General features: G+C 64.1%; 15 protein-coding genes. 11 read left to right on the top strand and 4 right to left on the bottom strand.

The genetic code is table 11. The features are described from left to right. The first annotated feature begins 169 nt into the window (after positions 1-169). Positions 170-1,186 (top strand): methyl-accepting chemotaxis protein, encoded by a 1,017-nt coding sequence (locus WDZ97_RS07125; protein ID WP_232415999.1) that lies wholly within the window; start codon positions 170-172, stop codon positions 1,184-1,186. Between the two features lie 67 nt (positions 1,187-1,253). Here the strand turns inward: WDZ97_RS07125 and WDZ97_RS07120 are convergent, their stop codons facing one another. The 3 genes from WDZ97_RS07120 to WDZ97_RS07110 all read right to left on the bottom strand — a co-directional run bounded on the left by WDZ97_RS07120 (position 1,254) and on the right by WDZ97_RS07110 (position 4,408). Further along, entirely contained in the window at positions 1,254-1,763 is a 510-nt protein-coding gene (locus tag WDZ97_RS07120) for a c-type cytochrome (RefSeq protein WP_425762283.1), read from the bottom strand. Between the two features lie 28 nt (positions 1,764-1,791). Further along, the gene (locus WDZ97_RS07115; protein WP_304000232.1) at positions 1,792-2,373 is read right to left on the bottom strand and encodes a pentapeptide repeat-containing protein; all 582 of its coding nucleotides are present in this window, start codon (positions 2,371-2,373) and stop codon (positions 1,792-1,794) included. A 172-nt stretch (positions 2,374-2,545) separates the two neighbouring features. Then, positions 2,546-4,408, bottom strand: coding sequence for a methanol/ethanol family PQQ-dependent dehydrogenase (locus tag WDZ97_RS07110; RefSeq protein WP_020164279.1), 1,863 nt, complete (start codon positions 4,406-4,408; stop codon positions 2,546-2,548). Between the two features lie 348 nt (positions 4,409-4,756). Here WDZ97_RS07110 and WDZ97_RS07105 point away from each other — a divergent pair, with 348 nt between their 5' ends. The 3 genes from WDZ97_RS07105 to WDZ97_RS07095 all read left to right on the top strand — a co-directional run bounded on the left by WDZ97_RS07105 (position 4,757) and on the right by WDZ97_RS07095 (position 8,369). Then, a complete protein-coding gene (locus WDZ97_RS07105; protein ID WP_425762282.1) occupies positions 4,757-5,512 on the top strand; it encodes a quinoprotein dehydrogenase-associated SoxYZ-like carrier in 756 nt (251 codons plus the stop codon). Further along, positions 5,509-6,465 carry a quinoprotein relay system zinc metallohydrolase 1 gene (locus tag WDZ97_RS07100; RefSeq protein WP_425762281.1) on the top strand — a complete coding sequence of 319 codons (957 nt, stop codon included), beginning with the start codon at positions 5,509-5,511 and terminating at the stop codon, positions 6,463-6,465. Before WDZ97_RS07105 ends, WDZ97_RS07100 begins: the two co-directional genes overlap by 4 nt. A 149-nt stretch (positions 6,466-6,614) precedes the next feature. Beyond that, positions 6,615-8,369, top strand: coding sequence for a PQQ-dependent methanol/ethanol family dehydrogenase (locus tag WDZ97_RS07095; protein WP_304000238.1), 1,755 nt, complete (start codon positions 6,615-6,617; stop codon positions 8,367-8,369). Between the two features lie 393 nt (positions 8,370-8,762). Here the strand turns inward: WDZ97_RS07095 and WDZ97_RS07090 are convergent, their stop codons facing one another. Continuing rightward, a complete protein-coding gene (locus tag WDZ97_RS07090) occupies positions 8,763-10,730 on the bottom strand; it encodes a sigma-54-dependent Fis family transcriptional regulator (protein WP_425762280.1) in 1,968 nt (655 codons plus the stop codon). 256 nt (positions 10,731-10,986) lie between these two features. Here WDZ97_RS07090 and pedF point away from each other — a divergent pair, with 256 nt between their 5' ends. From pedF to WDZ97_RS07055, 7 genes are all read left to right on the top strand, one after another. After that, on the top strand, positions 10,987-11,406 hold the full coding sequence (pedF, locus tag WDZ97_RS07085) for a cytochrome c-550 PedF (RefSeq protein WP_020164284.1): 420 nt from the start codon (positions 10,987-10,989) through the stop codon (positions 11,404-11,406). Continuing rightward, entirely contained in the window at positions 11,396-12,241 is an 846-nt protein-coding gene (locus WDZ97_RS07080) for a substrate-binding periplasmic protein (RefSeq protein ID WP_304000245.1), read from the top strand. Before pedF ends, WDZ97_RS07080 begins: the two co-directional genes overlap by 11 nt. Positions 12,242-12,432: 191 nt before the next feature. Beyond that, positions 12,433-12,903 carry a 4Fe-4S dicluster domain-containing protein gene (locus WDZ97_RS07075; RefSeq protein ID WP_019918660.1) on the top strand — a complete coding sequence of 157 codons (471 nt, stop codon included), beginning with the start codon at positions 12,433-12,435 and terminating at the stop codon, positions 12,901-12,903. Between the two features lie 18 nt (positions 12,904-12,921). Further along, positions 12,922-14,769, top strand: a complete 1,848-nt coding sequence (locus tag WDZ97_RS07070; RefSeq protein WP_304000250.1) for an aldehyde ferredoxin oxidoreductase family protein — start codon at positions 12,922-12,924, stop codon at positions 14,767-14,769. A 63-nt stretch (positions 14,770-14,832) separates the two neighbouring features. Continuing rightward, entirely contained in the window at positions 14,833-16,104 is a 1,272-nt protein-coding gene (locus tag WDZ97_RS07065) for an NAD(P)/FAD-dependent oxidoreductase (protein ID WP_304000252.1), read from the top strand. 2 nt (positions 16,105-16,106) lie between these two features. Continuing rightward, entirely contained in the window at positions 16,107-16,361 is a 255-nt protein-coding gene (thiS, locus tag WDZ97_RS07060; RefSeq protein WP_304000253.1) for a sulfur carrier protein ThiS, read from the top strand. After that, positions 16,358-16,666, top strand: coding sequence for a hypothetical protein (locus WDZ97_RS07055; RefSeq protein ID WP_304000254.1), 309 nt, complete (start codon positions 16,358-16,360; stop codon positions 16,664-16,666). Before thiS ends, WDZ97_RS07055 begins: the two co-directional genes overlap by 4 nt. Position 16,667: the final 1 nt, after the last annotated feature.

The raw sequence follows: 16,667 nt of genomic DNA, 5'->3' as shown, positions 1-16,667 counted from the left end.
GAAAACAGGGAACAGACACATGAAGAACATGCTGAGCATCCGCAAAGCCTTCCTTTTTCACTCCATCTTTGCGTCGGCAATATGCACGACCATTTTCGGCGTGCAGGAGTTTCTGTTCCCGGGTTGGACCGGCCTTGTCGTCTCGTCTGTCCTGAGTTCCGTCTTCATCATGGGCGTTGGCATCTGGTTCGGCACCGGCTTCGGCCAGCGCGCCGAACTGCTGGTCAACGCCATGCACAGCCTTGCCGAAGGCAAGCTCAATCACAAGCTCAGCCTGTCCGGCAAGGACGATTTCGCCTGGCTGGGCTATGAGTACAACCAGGCCTGCAAGTCTTTCCGCAAGCTGATCGAGAAGATGACGACCCTGTCGTCGACGCTCACCAGTTCGGCCGAAGAACTGTCCAAGCTGACCATTGCCGCCAACGAGACCGGCTCGCGCCAGGCCGACCGCATCCGTACCGTCGCCGAGGCGATGGAGCAGATGACCGCCTCGGCCCGCCAGGTCGCAGACCTGTCGGCCGACATGGACAGCATCGTGCGCGCCGCCGGCGACAGCACGCGCAGCGGCAAGACCGACCTCGAAGTGTCGATGGAGGGCGTCAGCCGTATCGCCAAGGAGATGGAAGAGTCGCTGCAGGTGATCGAACGCCTGGTCAAGGATTCCGAAGAGATCGCCAAGATCAACGACGTGGTGAAGGACATTTCCGACCAGACCAACCTGCTGGCGCTCAATGCGGCCATCGAGGCGGCACGGGCCGGCGAGCAGGGCCGCGGTTTCGCGGTGGTGGCCGACGAGGTGCGCAAGCTGGCGCAGCGCACCCAGGGTTCGACCGCGGACATCGAGCAGATCGTTGCCAAGATCCGCCACGACGCTCAGGAAACGGTCGAGCGCGTCGGTCAGGCCAGCGAACGCGTCAGCGGTGCGGTGACCACCTCGCGCGGCGCGGTGGAGACGTTCGAGTCCATCCTGCACCGCATGGAAGAACTGGTGAACAAGTCCGGTGAAGTGGCGACCAGCATGCGCGAACAGGACACCACGGCGCACGCCATCCTGCGCAACGCGGGCGAGCTGTCCGCACTGTCCGAAGACAACGCACGCGGCGTGGCGCAGACCGCGTCGCAGGGCGAATCGGTCGCCGGCTCGGCGCGCGAGCTCGAAGCCAGCCTGCGCACCTTCCAGATCTGAACCGCGTCGATTCCGACCAAAAAAGCCGGCGCATCGCGCCGGCTTTTTCATTTGTCGCGGGTGAGTTTCAGCGCGCCGCGGTCTTTCCCTGCGCCTTGATCCGCGCATCCTCGTCGATGCGTGCCTCGATGAAGGTCTTGATCGCCCACACCGCCTCCTGCGTCAGCACCTTGTCCCACGGCGGCATGTGCTGCACGTCGAGCACTCGCTTGCCCTTGCGGACCGTCTTGACGAAGTAGTGATCGACGTCGCTGAGGCAGCGCGGCAACAGTTCCGGCTCGGTCACCTTGCGACAGCCGCGGTGCAGGCGCAGCAGGTTGGGGCCGACCTGGTTCTTGTGATTGACATCGGTGCCGTGGCAGACGGCGCAGGATTCGTTGTAGAGCGCGCGACCGGTATCGACGACGGCGGTGTTGCCGCGGTAGGGATTGCTGTCCTTCCATGCATCGCCGACCGGCGGCAGCGCCGAAATGTCGGTCTTGGGCGGGTGCGCCTCCATCGCAGGGTCTCCTGCGTATGCCGAAGCGATGCCGAGTGCGGCCGCGAGCACCAGTGGTGCAGCCACTTTCCTGATCATGTCCTTTATCTCCTTGTGCGGACGGTGCTTACCAATCGACTGGACAACCCTTGCAGTCGTCGAAGTTCGCGTCGAGGAAGACGGTGTAGCGCGTCACGCAGCCTTCCATGATGGCGTTGCGGAAATCGGCGCTGCCAAACTTGGTTTCCTGCAGGTTGGCGTTGACCAGCCGGGCGTAGTGGAAGCGCGCGAACATCGGGCGCGCCGCTTCCAGGTTGGCGGCGGTCAGATCGGCGTAGCTGAAGTCGACGCGGAACATGCGTGCGAACTCCATGTCCGTACCGACCAGCCGTGCGCCGCGCAGGCTGGCGGCGGGAATGTTGGCCTTCTGCAGGCGGGCCGAGCTGAGATCGGCGCGGTCCAGTATCGCGCCTGCAAGATTGGCGGCACGCAGGTCGGCACGCACCATGTTCGCGCCGGTGAAGTCGGCGCCGGCGAGGTCCTTTGCCGACAGGTCGGCATGGCGCAGGTCGGCACCCGGGCAGCGGGTGTAGGGCCAAATCGGGCAGCCATTGACGACCAGTGTTTCGCTCGCCGGCATATCTTCGGCGACGGCCGGCGCGGCCAGGCCGAGCAGTACCAGCAGTGTTACGGGGAAAAGTCTTCGCATCCAGGACTCCGGACAGAAAGAACCTGGCAACTGCGCATCTTGGGCCGACGCTGACGCGACAGCACCGGAAACCCTCGGGAGACCTTATCGCAGTTGCCAGGTAAAGGCCGGCCACGCAGGGCCGGCAGGAGGAGTGGCCGGCCCCCGCCGGGCGGCGGGGGCGCGCCGTCAATCAGCGCTTCGGCAGCTTGAAGGCCCAGAACGAGCCGCCCTGGCTGACCTGCTTGGTCAGCTCGGCCATGTCGCCGCCCCACAGTGGCACGGCGCCGCCGTAGCCGGAAGAGATGCCGATGTACTGTTCGCCATCCTGTTCCCAGGTGATGGGCACCGACACCACGCCGGAACCGGTCTGGAATTTCCAGACTTCCTTGCCGGTCTTGGCGTCGAAGGCCTTCACGTAACCGTCGGAGGTGCCGGTGAACACCAGGCCGCCGGCGGTGGTCAGCGTGCCGGCCCACAGCGGGAACTGCTCCTTGTGTTCCCAGGCGATCTTGCCGGTCTTCGGGTCGATCGCGCGCAGGACGCCGACGTGGTCGTCGAACAGCTTCTTGATCCGGAAGCCCTGGCCGAGGTAGGCGGCACCCGGCTTGTAGGTCACGTTCTCGGTCCAGTAGTCCATCGCCCAGTGGTTGGCCGGGATGTAGAACAGCTCGGTGTCCGGGCTGTACGACATCGGCATCCAGTTGGTGCCGCCGAGGAAGGGCGGTGACACGAAGATGGATTCGCCCTTGTCCGCACCGGCCTTGGGCTTCGGCGGATACTGGCTCTCGACCACGTTGGGCAGGCCGGTCTTCGGATCGAAGCCCTTGGACCAGGTGATGCCGTCGACGAAGGGCCAGGCACCGATCAGCGCGGTCTGCTTCCACGGGTAGCCGGCGCCGGTGGCCAGCTTTTCGCGGTCGGTCACGAAGAAGTAGCCGTTGCGGTCGGCGTGCGCCGATGCCTTCACCAGCTTGCCGGTCTTCGGATCCTTGTACTCGAACAGCAGCACAGAGTTGTTGCCGGAGAAGTCCCAGGCGTCGTTCGGCGTGTGCGAGAAGAAGCCCTTCAGTTCGCCGGTCGACGCATCGACATAGGCCTGACCGGAGGTGAACAGGCTGGGCCACTTGGTCGGGCTGTCGCCTTCCTTGGTCCGTTTCCAGGTGTTCCACGGGGCCGGGTTGCCGGTGCCGATCACGACCATGTTCTGTTCGACGTCGAACGAGGCGGTCTGCCACGGGGCACCGCCACCGTGACTCCAGGCTTCGACCTTGCCGGTTTCGCGGCTGGGATCATCCGGCCACGACGGCGCCTTGGCGTCGCCGGTCGTCGTGCTGTCCTTGCCGTTCAGGCGACCCATGTGGCCCTCTACCATCGGGCGCGCCCAGATCTCCTCGCCGGTATCGACGTCGCGCGCAAACAGGTAGCCGATCACGCCGAATTCGTCACCGGACGAACCGTGCACCAGCATCACGCGGCCGGACTTCTTGTCCTTGACGATGAAGGGGGCGCCCGACATCGTGTAGCCGACCTTGTGGTCGCCCCACTTCTTCGACCAGACAACCTTGCCGGTGTCCTTGTTCAGCGCCACCATGCCGGCGTCCAGCGTGCCGAAGTACACCTTGTCGCCGTAGATCGCCGCACCGCGGTTCACCACGTCGCAGCACGGACGGATGTCGTCCGGCAGCCGATGTTCGTACGCCCACAGACGCTTGCCGGTCTTGGCGTCGATGGCGTACATGCGCGAGTAGGAGCCGGTGATGTAGATGACGCCGTCGTGCACCAGCGCCTGGCCTTCCTGGCCGCGCTGCTTCTCGCCGCCGAAGGAATAGGACCAGGCGGGGCTCAGCGATGCGACGGTCTGCGTGTTGATCTGCTTGAGCGGGCTGTGGCGCTGGGCCTTCATGCCCAGACCATAGGTCAGCACGTCCTTGGTCGTTTTGTCGTCGTTGACGATATCTTCCCAGCTCACCGTCTTGGCGGCGTGCACCGGGCCTGCTGCGAGGATGCCCAGCGCGATCAGCAGTGCCGGGTTCCTGAGGGCAAACGTTTTCATCCTGACTCCTCTTTCAGTGTTGATCTGTCGTGTCGTCATCGCGGCCCCGCTTGTTTCGCGGACACAGGGTCGTGATGCGCACTGCAGGTTAGGCAGCACGTGGAGGTGTCGAAGGTTCAAAGCTCCCGCAGAATCAGGGAGTCGGTCCCGTTTTTCCGGACTGTTTCAGGGATGGACACTTAGTTGTCGAGGTCTGTAACAGACGGCTGTTCGGCAAGCTTTATGCCGGATGCGAGGCGCTCTGCCGGTCCCGGGCGGCGATGGTCTTCGTCTTGCTTGCCTCGCTGCACGGGGACCGGTTTCTGGCGCCGTTTACATATAGAAGATGCAATGGAGGAGTTTGTCCCGATGAAGAAGGTGATTGCGGCCCTCGGGCTCGCGCTTGCGTTGGCCGGCACCGTGCAGGCGGCCGATGCCGATCCGCTGAATTCCTCGCGCTGGCCGGATCTGCAGCGCGAATATCTGAACGATGCGCCAGTGGCTTTCGATCCGCGCATCGAAGTGCTGGCGCCCAAGGTGGCCGAGGATTCGATGAACGTGCCGGTGACGGTCAGGCTGAAAGGCTTGCCGGACGTCAAGCGCGTGCTGGTGATCGCCGACTTCAATCCCATCGTCAAGGTGCTCGACTTCCAGCCGCTGCTGGCGCAGCCCGGCCTGTCCTTCCGCATCAAGCTGCAGCAGGCGAGCCCGATCCGCGCGCTGGTGCAGACCGGCGACGGCAACTGGCTGGCTGGCGGGGTCTGGGTGGATGCTGCCGGCGGCGGCTGTACCGCACCGAGCACCGGCCGCAGTGCGCCGGACTGGGCGCAGAAGCTCAATCAAGTGCAGGGCAGGGTGTGGCGCGACGGACAGAACCAGCGTGTCCGTCTGCGCATCATGCATCCGATGGACACCGGTCTTGCGCCGGGCATCCCGGCCTTCTTCATCGAACAGCTCGCCATCGTCGACGACAAGGGCGACGCCATGCTCAAGCTCGAGACGTTCGAACCCCTGAGCGAGAACCCGGTGTTCTCGTTCGATCTGCCGGACACCGGCGCGGTGGCGCTGCGCGTCGTCGGCCGCGACAACAATGGCAACCGCATCGACGCCAAGGTGCTGCCATGATGGCCCGCCTTCTTGCTGCACTGCTCGCATTTGCGCTGAGCTTCGCGGCGTACGCGGCGACACCTTTCGACTATCGCCTGAAGCCGGAGAAGATTGCGGACGACACCTGGGTGCTTATCGGCAGCACCGAGGACATCACGCGCGGTAACGGCGGCAATATCGTGAACACCGCCTTCGTCGTGACCAAGGAGGGCGTGGTCGTGATCGACAGCGGTCCGTCGCGCCGCTATGGCGAACAGATGAGGGCGGCCATCGCCCGCGTCACCGACAAGCCGGTCGTGCGCGTGTTCAATACGCACCATCACCCCGATCACTTCCTCGGCAATCAGGCTTACGCGGATGTTCCGATCGCCGCATTGCCCGCCACGCGCGCCGGCGAGCGTGATGACGGCGGGGCCTTCGCCGACAACATGTACCGCATGGCGGGCGACTGGGCATCGGGCACCGAACCTCAGGTTGCGCAGCAGGACGTGAAACCCGGACGGCTGACGGTGGGCGGACACGAGTTCGAACTGATTGCGCTGGAAGGGCACACCGCCGGCGATCTGGCCATCCTCGATCACCGGACCGGCGTGCTGTTCGCCGGCGATCTGGTGTTCCTCGATCGAGCCCCGACCACGCCGCACGCGTCGGTGCAACGCTGGCTGAAGTCGCTCGACGCGCTGGCGGCGCTGGGCGCGAAGAAGACGCTACCCGGTCACGGTCCCGTGCATGCGGGTAGCGCCGGCATCGAGCAGACGCGTGACTGGCTCAAGTGGCTTGATCAGACCCTGATGCAGTCGGCGGCAAACGGTCTCGATATGGCCGAGGTGATGCGCCTGCCGCTGCCCGAGCGCTTCGAGCGCATGCCGCTCGCCCGCAGCGAGTTCGAGCGTTCGGTCACCCACCTGTACGGCGCCTACGAGTTGCGGGCGCTGGACAGTGTTGCACTGCCTGTGTTGCAACAAAAATGAACACCTGACCCGTTTCGCATCGCAGGAGTGCGGTGCGAACGGGATTTTCTCCTTGTTTTGGGCTGGCCCGGTTTTTGCGGTCGGTCTCCTGCCGAAAAAGGGAACCATTCCCTTCGTGCAAGAGAGAAATTCACCAACGAGGAGGAAGTATGAAAGGCTTGCGTAATTCCACGCTGTCCAGCCTGCTGGTTGCGGCGTTCGCCGCGATGGCAGCACCGCAGGTCATGGCCGGTGTGACCGACCGTGACATCGAAAACGACGCGAAGACGACCGGCGATGTGCTGTCGTGGGGCATGGGCACGGAAGGCCAGCGCTACAGCCCGCTCGACAAGATCAACGTCGGCAACGTCAAGAACCTGGTTCCGGTTTGGTCGTTCTCGTTCGGCGGCGAAAAGCAGCGCGGTCAGGAATCGCAGCCGCTCGTCGTCAACGGCAAGATGTTCGTTACGGGTTCCTACTCCCGCCTGTACGCACTCGATGCCAAGACCGGCGCCAAGCTGTGGCAATACGAGCACCGCCTGCCGGACGGCATCATGCCGTGCTGCGACGTGGTGAACCGCGGCGCCGCCGTGTATGACAACCTGGTCATCTTCAGCACGCTGGACGCACAACTGGTTGCTCTCGACCAGAACACCGGCAAGGTCGTCTGGAAGGAAAAGATCGACGACTATCAGGCTGGTTACTCCAATACCGCAGCTCCGATCATTGCCAAGGGCCTGATCCTGACCGGCGTGTCCGGCGGCGAGTTCGGCATCGTTGGCCGTGTCGAGGCGCGCGACGCCAAGACGGGCAAGATGGTGTGGAGCCGTCCGACCGTCGAAGGCCACATGGGCTACAAGTTCGATGCCGCCGGCAACAAGACCGAAAACGGCATCAGCGGCACGACCAACGCGACCTGGCAGGGTGACCTGTGGAAGACCGGCGGCGCAGCCACCTGGCTCGGCGGCTCCTACGACGCCAAGACCGGTCTGGCCTACTTCGGCACCGGCAACCCGGCTCCGTGGAACAGCCACCTGCGTCCCGGCGACAACCTGTACTCCTGCGCGACCGTGGCCATCGACGTTGCCACCGGCCAGATCAAGTGGCACTTCCAGGGCACGCCGAACGACGGCTGGGACTATGACGGCGTGAACGAATTCGTCACGTTCGACATGAACGGCAAGCGCATGGGCGGCAAGGCTGACCGTAACGGCTTCTTCTACGTGCTGGACGCGAACACCGGCAAGTTCGAGCGCGGCTTCCCCTTCGTCAAGAAGATCACCTGGGCCAAGGGCCTGGATGCAGCCGGCAAGCCGATCTTCGATCCGGCCAACCGCCCTGGCGACCCGTCCAAGGGTGCCGACGGCAAGAAGGGTGAAGTGGTGTTCTCCGCTCCGTCCTTCCTCGGCGGCAAGAACCAGATGCCGATGGCCTACAGCCCGGACACCGGCCTGTTCTACGTGCCGGCCAACGAGTGGGGCATGGAAATCTGGAACGAGCCGATCACCTACAAGAAGGGTGCTGCCTATCTGGGCGCCGGCTTCACCATCAAGACCATCGACGACAAGTACATCGGCGCGCTGCGCGCGGTCGATCCCAAGACTGGCAAGATCGTCTGGGAAGTCACCAACAACGCTCCGCTGTGGGGTGGTGTGATGACGACCAAGGGTGGCCTGGTGTTCTGGGGTACGCCTGAAGGTTTCCTGAAGGCCGCCGACGCGAAGACTGGCAAGGAAGTGTGGTCCTTCCAGACTGGTACCGGCGTCGTGGCGCCCCCGATCACTTGGGAACAGGATGGCGAGCAGTACATCGGCGTCGCTGCCGGCTGGGGTGGCGCTGTGCCGCTGTGGGGCGGGGACGTGGCCAAGAAGGTCAACTACCTGAACCAGGGTGGTTCGATGTGGGTGTTCAAGCTGCACAAGTAATGACATCGACGACCTGTGCTGGCATAGCGCTTGCATAAGTCGTATATCCCGGCGCCTGTGGGCGTCGGGATAAAGGAAACAAGCGGGCAGGTCGCGGCGGACTGGAGCGACGTACTGGAACTTCAGGCCGAGCCCGCTTCCGGTGGTGTGATCCATCCCCGGTTTCGCGGCCGTATCCGTTCCGTTACAGGCAGTTTCGGGGTGGTGTTGTTCTCTTCAGTTAGACATGGCTCTTTGGCCGGCTTACCCAAGCCGGCCATTTTTTTGCCTGTCCGAAACGGGCGCTGAGGCACGTGCGGGAGCGATTCCCGCCCGCTGTACAGGTGGAACGTTACTGTACGAAGTGTTCAGTTCCGTGGCTGCCGTCCTGGCAGTGCCGAGATCAGAGCCTGATCAGCCTTCCTTCAGCTTGCGATAGAGCGTGGTCCGGCTGATGCCGAGCTCGCGCGCTGTAGCGGCCACGTTTCCTTCGTTGCGCGATAGCGACTCGCGTATTGCGCGCAGCGTGAGGCTGTCGAGGTCACAGGGTGCCTGGGCAGCGACCGCACGGAACTCCGGTTCGCTTGGTGCGAACGTCGGCGCTCCGCCCAGTTCATCGATGAAGTCGTCCGGGAGGTGGGTCTTGCGGATGCAGCCATCGTCGGCGGCCATCACGCCGGCGGTGCGCAACAGATTCGCCAGCTGGCGCATATTGCCCGGCCACGGATGCCGCTCGAACAGCGCGACCACTTCGTCGTCGATGCGCAGCCCCTGCGGAATGGATTCCTCGCTGGCGAGAATGCGATGCACCAGCGCGCGCAGATCGCTGCGTTCGCGCAGCGGCGGCAGCATCACGGTCAGACCGTTCAGGCGATAGTAGAGGTCGGCGCGGAAGCTGCCCTGGGCGACCAGGTCGCGCAGCTTGCGGTGGGTCGCGCAGATGATGGACAGATCGACCGGTGTTGCGCGGCCGCTGCCCAGCGGTACCACGGTGCGTTCCTGCAGCACGCGCAGCAGGCGCGCCTGCAGTGCCAGCGGCATGTCGCCGATTTCGTCGAGGAAGAGGGTGCCACCGTCCGCCTGCATGATGCGGCCCGGGTAGCCTTTGCGACGCGCACCGGTGAAAGCACCTTCCTCGTAGCCGAACAGCTCCGACTCGATCAGGCCGTCGGGGATGGCGGCACAATTCACGGCGACGAAGGTCTGGTCGCGGCGCGGGCCTTCGTCGTGAATGGCGCGCGCGAGCAGTTCCTTGCCGGTGCCGGTCTCCCCCTGGATCAGTACCGGAATGTCCCGCCCGAGTACGCGACGAACCTTTTCGACGACCGCATCCATCTGCGCATCGCCGGTGCTCAGCCGAGCCAGTCCGCGGTCCTTGGCGATCTGCACCCGACTGACCGACTGACCGGATTCCGGACGCTGGACGTCCATGCTGATCACACGGGCCGGCGGACGGCTCTGATTGCCGGCTTGCGGGCGACCGAACAGCGTGCGCCCGCCGAACAGACGCAGTTCGAGCATGTCGGTGCCGCGCAGCAGCGGGTCGTACAGTGCGCCCAGCGGCTTGTCGAACATGGAACTGAAGGTGTGCGTCAGCAGTTCGGCGTGGCTGCGGCCGATCAGCCGACAGGCGCTGCGGTTGGCGGACAGCACGCGACCATCCTGGTCGAAGGCGAGCAGGGCCTCGAACACGGTGCCGATCAGTTCCTGCTGGACATGACAGTGCAGCAGGAAACCGTCCGGGAAGGCGTGTGCGAACATCTGGTTCTCGATGGTCTGCACCGCCAGATTGATCAGCGCTAGGCTGTGATGCGACGGATTGCGCGAGTCGCCGGTGACGTCAAGCACGCCGAGCATGCGGCTGCACGGGTCGAAGATGGGCGAGGCCGAACAGGTGAGGAAGTGGTTGGCCGAGAAGAAGTGCTGCGAACCGTGCACCGACACCGGGACCTTTTCCACCAGCGCCGTGCCGATGGCGTTGGTGCCCTTGCTTTCCTCCGACCATTCGACGCCGGGCGACAGCGCGACCTTGGAGGCGCGGTCGAGGAAGGTCTGGTCGCCAACCGAATGGATGATGAAGCCCGAGGCGTTGGTCAGCACGATCATGCTGCCCGAGCGTGCGATCTGCGCGTACAGGCCGTTCATCACCGGCGCCGCGTGCTTGAGCAGCGACTCGTTGCGCTCGCGTTCGGTCAGCAGCAGGTCGCGCCGGGCTCTTTCGACTTCGCGACTGTTCTTGTCGGCGTCGAGGCCGCGGCTGATGCAGCGGCTCCACGACGTTTCGATCAGTGCCGGCAGGACGCCTGCCGGCACTTCACCGGCGCTGCGCATGATTTCGTGTGCCTGCTCGCTGCGCGCGATGTCGGCGGGGCTTGATTCCATGGTCTCCTCCGAGCCCGTTTCCGGGATGCACGGCCGGTTGTACCGGCTCTCGCCTCCGGCAGGTTGGCGGCAGCTCGTGCCTGCGCCATCGTCCCACCGGACTGTCGAAGCTTTATAACGTGATTCGCTTCGCCGCGCTACACCTGTCTCAAAGTGAAGCTGAACTTGGCACGATTCGTGCAAACAGGCACACCCGCAAGCTGACTTGCAGCATGTGAACATCCACGGAGGAGTTATGAAAGCAGGAGCCGCAACTTTGAAGACGACGGCCATCGTCACCGCGCTGATCGCACTGGGCAGCATGACCACGATGCGTGTCGAAGCTCACGGCGACGTCGTGCCGCAGGCCGTCGATGTCAGCACGCTGAAGGCGCTGGGCGCCGAGTGGCGCAAAGAGAATCCCTACCGCGGCGACAAGGAAGCGATCCGCATCGGTAGTTCCGCCTACAACCAGAACTGTGCGCGCTGCCACGGTCTGGAGGCCGTCAGTGGCGGTATCGCCCCGGATCTGCGCATGCTCCCGATTGATGCCGAAACCGACGACTATTTCCTCAACACCGTGCGCCGCGGCCGCGTGCGCAACGGCGCCGTCTACATGCCGCCGTTCGAGGAGGCGTTGTCGCAGGAAGCCATGTGGGCCATCCGTGCCTACATCGAAACCCGTCATGAAGACTGATATTGGGGCTCAGCGCCGCCGCCTGCTGCTCGCCGGCGCCGGCCTGGCATTGACCGGGCTGCCCGCGTGGGCGGAGGGCGACGAGGTGTGGGCCGGCGTGAAGAAATCCGGTCTGCTGCGCGTCGCCTTCTACAAGGACTTTGCGCCGTTCTCGAACGAGGGCAAGGGCTCCGACGTCGACATCGCCGCCGCGCTGGCGGCACGCATGGGACTGAAGATGTCGCCGATGTTCTTCGACGCCGACGAGAACATGGGCGATGACCTGCGCAATATGGTCTGGAAGGGCCACTACATGGGCTACGGCCCGGCCGACATGATGATGCACGCGCCGGTCGACCGCGAGTACATGGCCCGTCAGGACAAGGTGGAATTCATCGCGCCGTATCACCGCGAGCGCTATGCCGTCGCCTACGACAGACGCCGCGTGGATAGCCTCGAAACGATGGCGCCGTTCGAAAAGCTGCCCTGTGGCGTGGTGGTCGATACGCTGCCCGACTCGCTGATGCTGTCGGCCGACGGCGGGCGCTATCGCAGTCAGCTCAAGCATTACAAGACGCTGACCGAGGCGATGGCTGCACTGCGCTCCGGCGAGGTTGCAGGAGTGATGGCGCTGCAGGGCGAACTGGAAGGAGCGGTCGCTGGTGACGCGAACTTCCCGGTCGGCCCGGCTCCGATCGCATTGCTCAATACTCGCCAGTGGCCGGTCGGCATCGCCATCCGCAAGGGTGAGCAGCTGCTCGGTCGCGCCATCATGGAGGCGATGAATGCGCTGGTCGCCGACGGCGAAATCGAGCGCATCATGGCGCGGCACAATATCAAGTGGCGTGCACCCTGAGTGTCCAGGTGTCCAGTTTATGGACACCTGGACACCTGTCTCGCAAATAAGGATTTTTTGAGACAGCGGAAGCGCACAGGCGCCAAATTCCGAGCGCTAAAATATGAAGCGTTTTTCATAGCGGGGCGACTTTCCCGCCAAAATAACCCTGCGAACCGTGTCACGCCCAGAACGTGGAGGAGCGAATCAATATGCAGAAGTCCCTACACATCGATCCCTCGAAATGCACCAGCTGCCTGCAATGCGAAATGGCCTGTTCGTTCGAGAACTACGGTGTATTCAACAACTCGCTGTCGCGCATCAAGGTGTTCGACTTCCACCATACGGGCGCCAAGGTTCCCTATACCTGCACGCAGTGCGATGAAGCCTGGTGCATGCACGCCTGTCCGGTCGAGGCGATCAAGCTCGACAAGACCAACGGCGCCAAGGTCGTGTTCGAGGACGTGTGCGTGGGCTGCAAGGTGTGCACGATCGCCTGTCCGTTCGGCACCGTGAACTACGTGGCCGAGACCGGCAAGGTGCAGAAGTGCGATCTGTGCGGCGGCAACCCGGCCTGTGCAGAAGCCTGTCCGACCGGCGCCATCACCTATGTGGACGCCAACTGGACCGGTCTGGATCGCATGCGCCAGTGGGCCGACAAGCTCGGCAACCAGCCCGCCTGATTTTCGGAGGAACACAAAATGGCATGGACCCGCAAAATCCTGCGCGTTAACCTGACCGACCGCACCTGCAAGAGCGAGCCCCTGAACATGCAGTGGGCTCAGGACTATCTCGGCCAGCGTGGTCTGGCAACGAAGTATCTGGTGTCGGAGATCGATCCCAAGGTCGATCCGCTGTCGCCGGACAACAAGATCATCTGGGCGACCGGTCCGCTGACCGGCACCATGGCCTCGACCGGCGGCCGCTACTCGGTCGTCACCAAGGGCCCGCTGACCGGCGCCATCGCCTGTTCGAATTCCGGTGGTTACTTCGGCGCCGAGCTGAAGTTCGCCGGCTGGGACATGGTCATCATCGAAGGCCGTGCGTCGAGCCCGGTCTATCTGTCGATCGAGAACGACAAGGTCGAAATCCGCGACGCGTCCCATCTGTGGGGCAAGACCGTCTGGGAAACCGAAGAGGCGATCAAGGCTGCCCATCAGGATCCGCAGGTACGCGTGTCCTGTATCGGCCGTACCGGCGAAGCGGGCGTACTGTACGCCGCCATCGTCAATGACCTGCACCGCGCAGCCGGCCGTTCCGGCGTCGGCGCGGTCGCCGGCTCGAAGAACCTGAAGGCACTCGTGGTGCGTGGCACCCTCGGCGTCGGCAATCTGGCCAACCCGAAGGAGTTCATGAAGGTTACCTACGAGAAGAAGAAGATCCTCAAGGAGAACGCGGTCACCGGTCAGGGCCTGCCGACCTACGGCACCCAGGTGCTGATGAACGTGATCAACGAAATCGGCGCCATGCCGACGCGCAACCACAAGGACGTGCAGTTCGAGGGTGCGCGCAAGATTTCGGCCGAAGCGATGCACGAGCCGCGCGAATCCGACGGCAAAGCGCAGCTGGTGAATAACCAGGGCTGCTTCGGCTGCACCATCGCCTGTGGCCGCATCTCGAAGATCGACCAAACCCACTACACCGTGGTGAACAGCCCGAAGTACTGGGGCGCCTCCGGCGGTCTCGAGTACGAAGCGGCGTGGTCGCTCGGTTGTGCCAACGGTGTCGACGACATCGAGGCGCTGCAGTACGCCAATATGCTGTGCAACGAAGATGGTTTCGACCCGATTTCCTTCGGCGCCACCATCGGTGCGGTGATGGAACTGTACGAAATGGGCGTGCTGACCAAGGAAGAGATCGGCATCGAGGCGCCGTTTGGCTCGGCCCGCGCGCTCACCTTCCTGGCCGAACAGACGGCCCGTGGCGAAGGCTTCGGCAAGATCGTCGGTCTCGGCTCGAAGCGCCTGTGCGAGAAGTACGGTCATCCCGAGCTGTCGATGTCGGTCAAGGGCCAGGAATTCCCGGCCTATGACGCGCGGGGCGTGCAGGGCATGGGTCTGACCTACGCCACGTCGAACCGCGGTGCCTGCCACCTGCGTTCGTACACGATTTCGTCCGAAGTGCTCGGCATCCCGGTCAAGACCGATCCGCTGACCACCGAAGGCAAGCCGGCGCTGGTCAAGGCCTTCCAGGACGCCACCGCAGTGGTCGATTCGTCCGGCCTGTGCGTGTTCACGACCTTCGCCTGGGCGCTGTCGGACATCCAGCCGCAACTGCAGGCTGCCTGCGAAGGCGACTGGTCGATGGAGAAGCTGGACCTGATGGGCGAGCGCATCTGGAACATGGAGCGTCAGTTCAACAACGCCGCCGGCTTCACCCGCAAGGACGACGATCTGCCGCCACGTCTGAAGAACGAAGCCGCCAAGGCCGGTCCCGCCAAGGGCCTGGTGTCGGGCATCGACAAGATGATTCCCGAGTACTACGAACTGCGTGGCTGGGACACCGAAGGCCGTCCGACGGCGGAGACGGTTGCCCGCCTGGGTCTCTGATCGAAGTCGTCGCATGAACACAGCGCGCCCTCCGGGGCGCGCTGCATTTCAGGAGCATCACTCATGAAGCACGTCATCATCGGCAACGGTCCGGCCGGCGTGGTCGCCGCCGAAGCGATCCGCCGTGCGGATCGCAATGCCGAAATCGTCATGATCGGCGACGAACCCGAGCCGCCTTATTCGCGCATGGCCATTCCCTACCTGCTGGTCGGCAACATCCAGGAAAAGGGCACCTGGCTGCGCAAGACCGACGGTCATTTCGCGTCGCTGAACATCAAGGAAGTGCTCGGGCGCGCGAAGTCGGTGGACACCGCCGGTCGCGTCGTCCATATGGAGGACGGCGCCTCCTTCGCCTACGATCGCCTGCTCATCTGTACCGGTTCGCATCCGCTCAAGCTGCCGGTGCCGGGCATCGATTCGCCGAACGTGCACAGCTGCTGGACGCTGGACGACGCCCGCCACATCGCCGCCAAGGCAAAGAAGGGCGCGCGCGTGCTGCAGATCGGCGCCGGCTTCATCGGCTGCATCATCATGGAAGCGCTCGCCTCGCGAGGCGTGAAGCTGGACATCGTCGAAATGGGCGACCGCATGGTGCCGCGCATGATGACGTCCAAGGCCGGCAGCATGATCGCGCGCTGGGTGAAACAGAAGGGCGTCAATGTGCACACCAGCGCCCGCGTCACCTCGATCCGCCCGAACGGCGATGAGCTGATTGCCACGCTGGGTGACGGCACCGAAGTGGTGGCCGATCTCATCATCGCGTCGGCGGGCGTGAAGCCCAATGTCGCCTTCCTGCAGGGCAGCGGCATTGCCTGCGCGACCGGCATCCTGATTGACGAACGCTGCGAGACCAACATCCCCGGCGTGTTTGCGGCGGGTGACGTGGCAGAAGCAGTCGATTTCTCGACCGGCGAGCGTCTGGTCAATGCGATTCAGCCGAATGCGGTCGATCAGGGCCGAGTCGCGGCGATGAACATGGTGGGGCGCAACACGCGCTCGCAAGGCACGATGGCGATCAACGTGCTCGACACGCTGGGCCTGATTTCAGCCTCCTTCGGGCAGTGGTGGGGTGCCGACGGCGGCGATTCGGTCGAGCTGATCGACGAAGAGCGCTTCCGCTACATCAGTCTGCAGTTCAAGGACGACGTGCTGGTGGGTGCGACCTCGATCGGCCTGACTGACCACGTCGGCGTGCTGCGCGGCCTGATCCAGACCCGTACGCCGCTGGGCAGCTGGAAGCAGCGCCTGATGCACGACCCGCTGCGCGTGATGGAGGCCTATCTGTCGATGGCCCAGGCGCAGAGCGCGCCGCCGCTGACCGAAGCGCTGCACTGAAGATGCGGGTGACGCTGAAGCTGTACGCCTCGCTGTCCGATTTCCTGCCGGACGAGGCGAAGCGCACCAACGAGTGGCCGATGGACGTGCCCGAAGGAACGACGGTTGGCGATATGATCGCGCGCCATCAACTTCCTGCGCGGCTCGTCCATCTGGTTCTCGTGAACGGTCATTTCATTCCTCCCGTCAGCCGCGATGCGCGCGCGCTGGTCGATAACGACGTACTCGCCATCTGGCCGCCGGTGGCGGGGGGATGAGCGCCGCCTTTCCGCTGAAGCCCGAGGAACTTGCCTCCGGTCAGGTCGTGCGCGTGATGAGCATAGGGCGCGAAGAGTTCTTCCAGATGCTGCCCGGCGCGGTCGAACTGCCCATCGTCCATCGCGGTGACAGCGTCAGCGGCCGCGGCTGGACGGTGTCCGCAGAGGTGTTGCCGGCGCTTCACATCGCGCTGCTGAGTCTGCCTCGCCTGCGGGTACAGATCGACTTCACGGTTCGCGATGTCGATTTCATGGCCGCCTTCATGGCGCGCTTCGACCGTCATTTCCAGCGCGGCGGCGGCTGAG

This window comes from Methyloversatilis sp. MC4-4 (assembly GCF_049843555.1).
GTDB classification, from domain to species: domain Bacteria; phylum Pseudomonadota; class Gammaproteobacteria; order Burkholderiales; family Rhodocyclaceae; genus Methyloversatilis; species Methyloversatilis discipulorum_B.
Note: the sequence above shows the minus strand (reverse complement) of the source record. Positions and strands in the feature narration are given on the sequence as shown.

Bases quoted from the DNA above. Each gene is read 5' to 3' on its own strand.
- WDZ97_RS07095 (WP_304000238.1), top strand. From the start codon at position 6,615: ATGAAAGGCTTGCGTAATTCCACGCTGTCCAGCCTGCTGGTTGCGGCG.
- WDZ97_RS07110 (WP_020164279.1), bottom strand. From the start codon at position 4,408: ATGAAAACGTTTGCCCTCAGGAACCCGGCACTGCTGATCGCGCTGGGC.
- WDZ97_RS07080 (WP_304000245.1), top strand. From the start codon at position 11,396: ATGAAGACTGATATTGGGGCTCAGCGCCGCCGCCTGCTGCTCGCCGGC.
- WDZ97_RS07090 (WP_425762280.1), bottom strand. From the start codon at position 10,730: ATGGAATCAAGCCCCGCCGACATCGCGCGCAGCGAGCAGGCACACGAA.
- WDZ97_RS07070 (WP_304000250.1), top strand. From the start codon at position 12,922: ATGGCATGGACCCGCAAAATCCTGCGCGTTAACCTGACCGACCGCACC.
- WDZ97_RS07105 (WP_425762282.1), top strand. From the start codon at position 4,757: ATGAAGAAGGTGATTGCGGCCCTCGGGCTCGCGCTTGCGTTGGCCGGC.
- WDZ97_RS07075 (WP_019918660.1), top strand. From the start codon at position 12,433: ATGCAGAAGTCCCTACACATCGATCCCTCGAAATGCACCAGCTGCCTG.
- WDZ97_RS07055 (WP_304000254.1), top strand. From the start codon at position 16,358: ATGAGCGCCGCCTTTCCGCTGAAGCCCGAGGAACTTGCCTCCGGTCAG.
- WDZ97_RS07065 (WP_304000252.1), top strand. From the start codon at position 14,833: ATGAAGCACGTCATCATCGGCAACGGTCCGGCCGGCGTGGTCGCCGCC.
- WDZ97_RS07100 (WP_425762281.1), top strand. From the start codon at position 5,509: ATGATGGCCCGCCTTCTTGCTGCACTGCTCGCATTTGCGCTGAGCTTC.
- WDZ97_RS07120 (WP_425762283.1), bottom strand. From the start codon at position 1,763: ATGATCAGGAAAGTGGCTGCACCACTGGTGCTCGCGGCCGCACTCGGC.
- WDZ97_RS07115 (WP_304000232.1), bottom strand. From the start codon at position 2,373: ATGCGAAGACTTTTCCCCGTAACACTGCTGGTACTGCTCGGCCTGGCC.
- WDZ97_RS07125 (WP_232415999.1), top strand. From the start codon at position 170: ATGGGCGTTGGCATCTGGTTCGGCACCGGCTTCGGCCAGCGCGCCGAA.
- thiS (WP_304000253.1), top strand. From the start codon at position 16,107: ATGCGGGTGACGCTGAAGCTGTACGCCTCGCTGTCCGATTTCCTGCCG.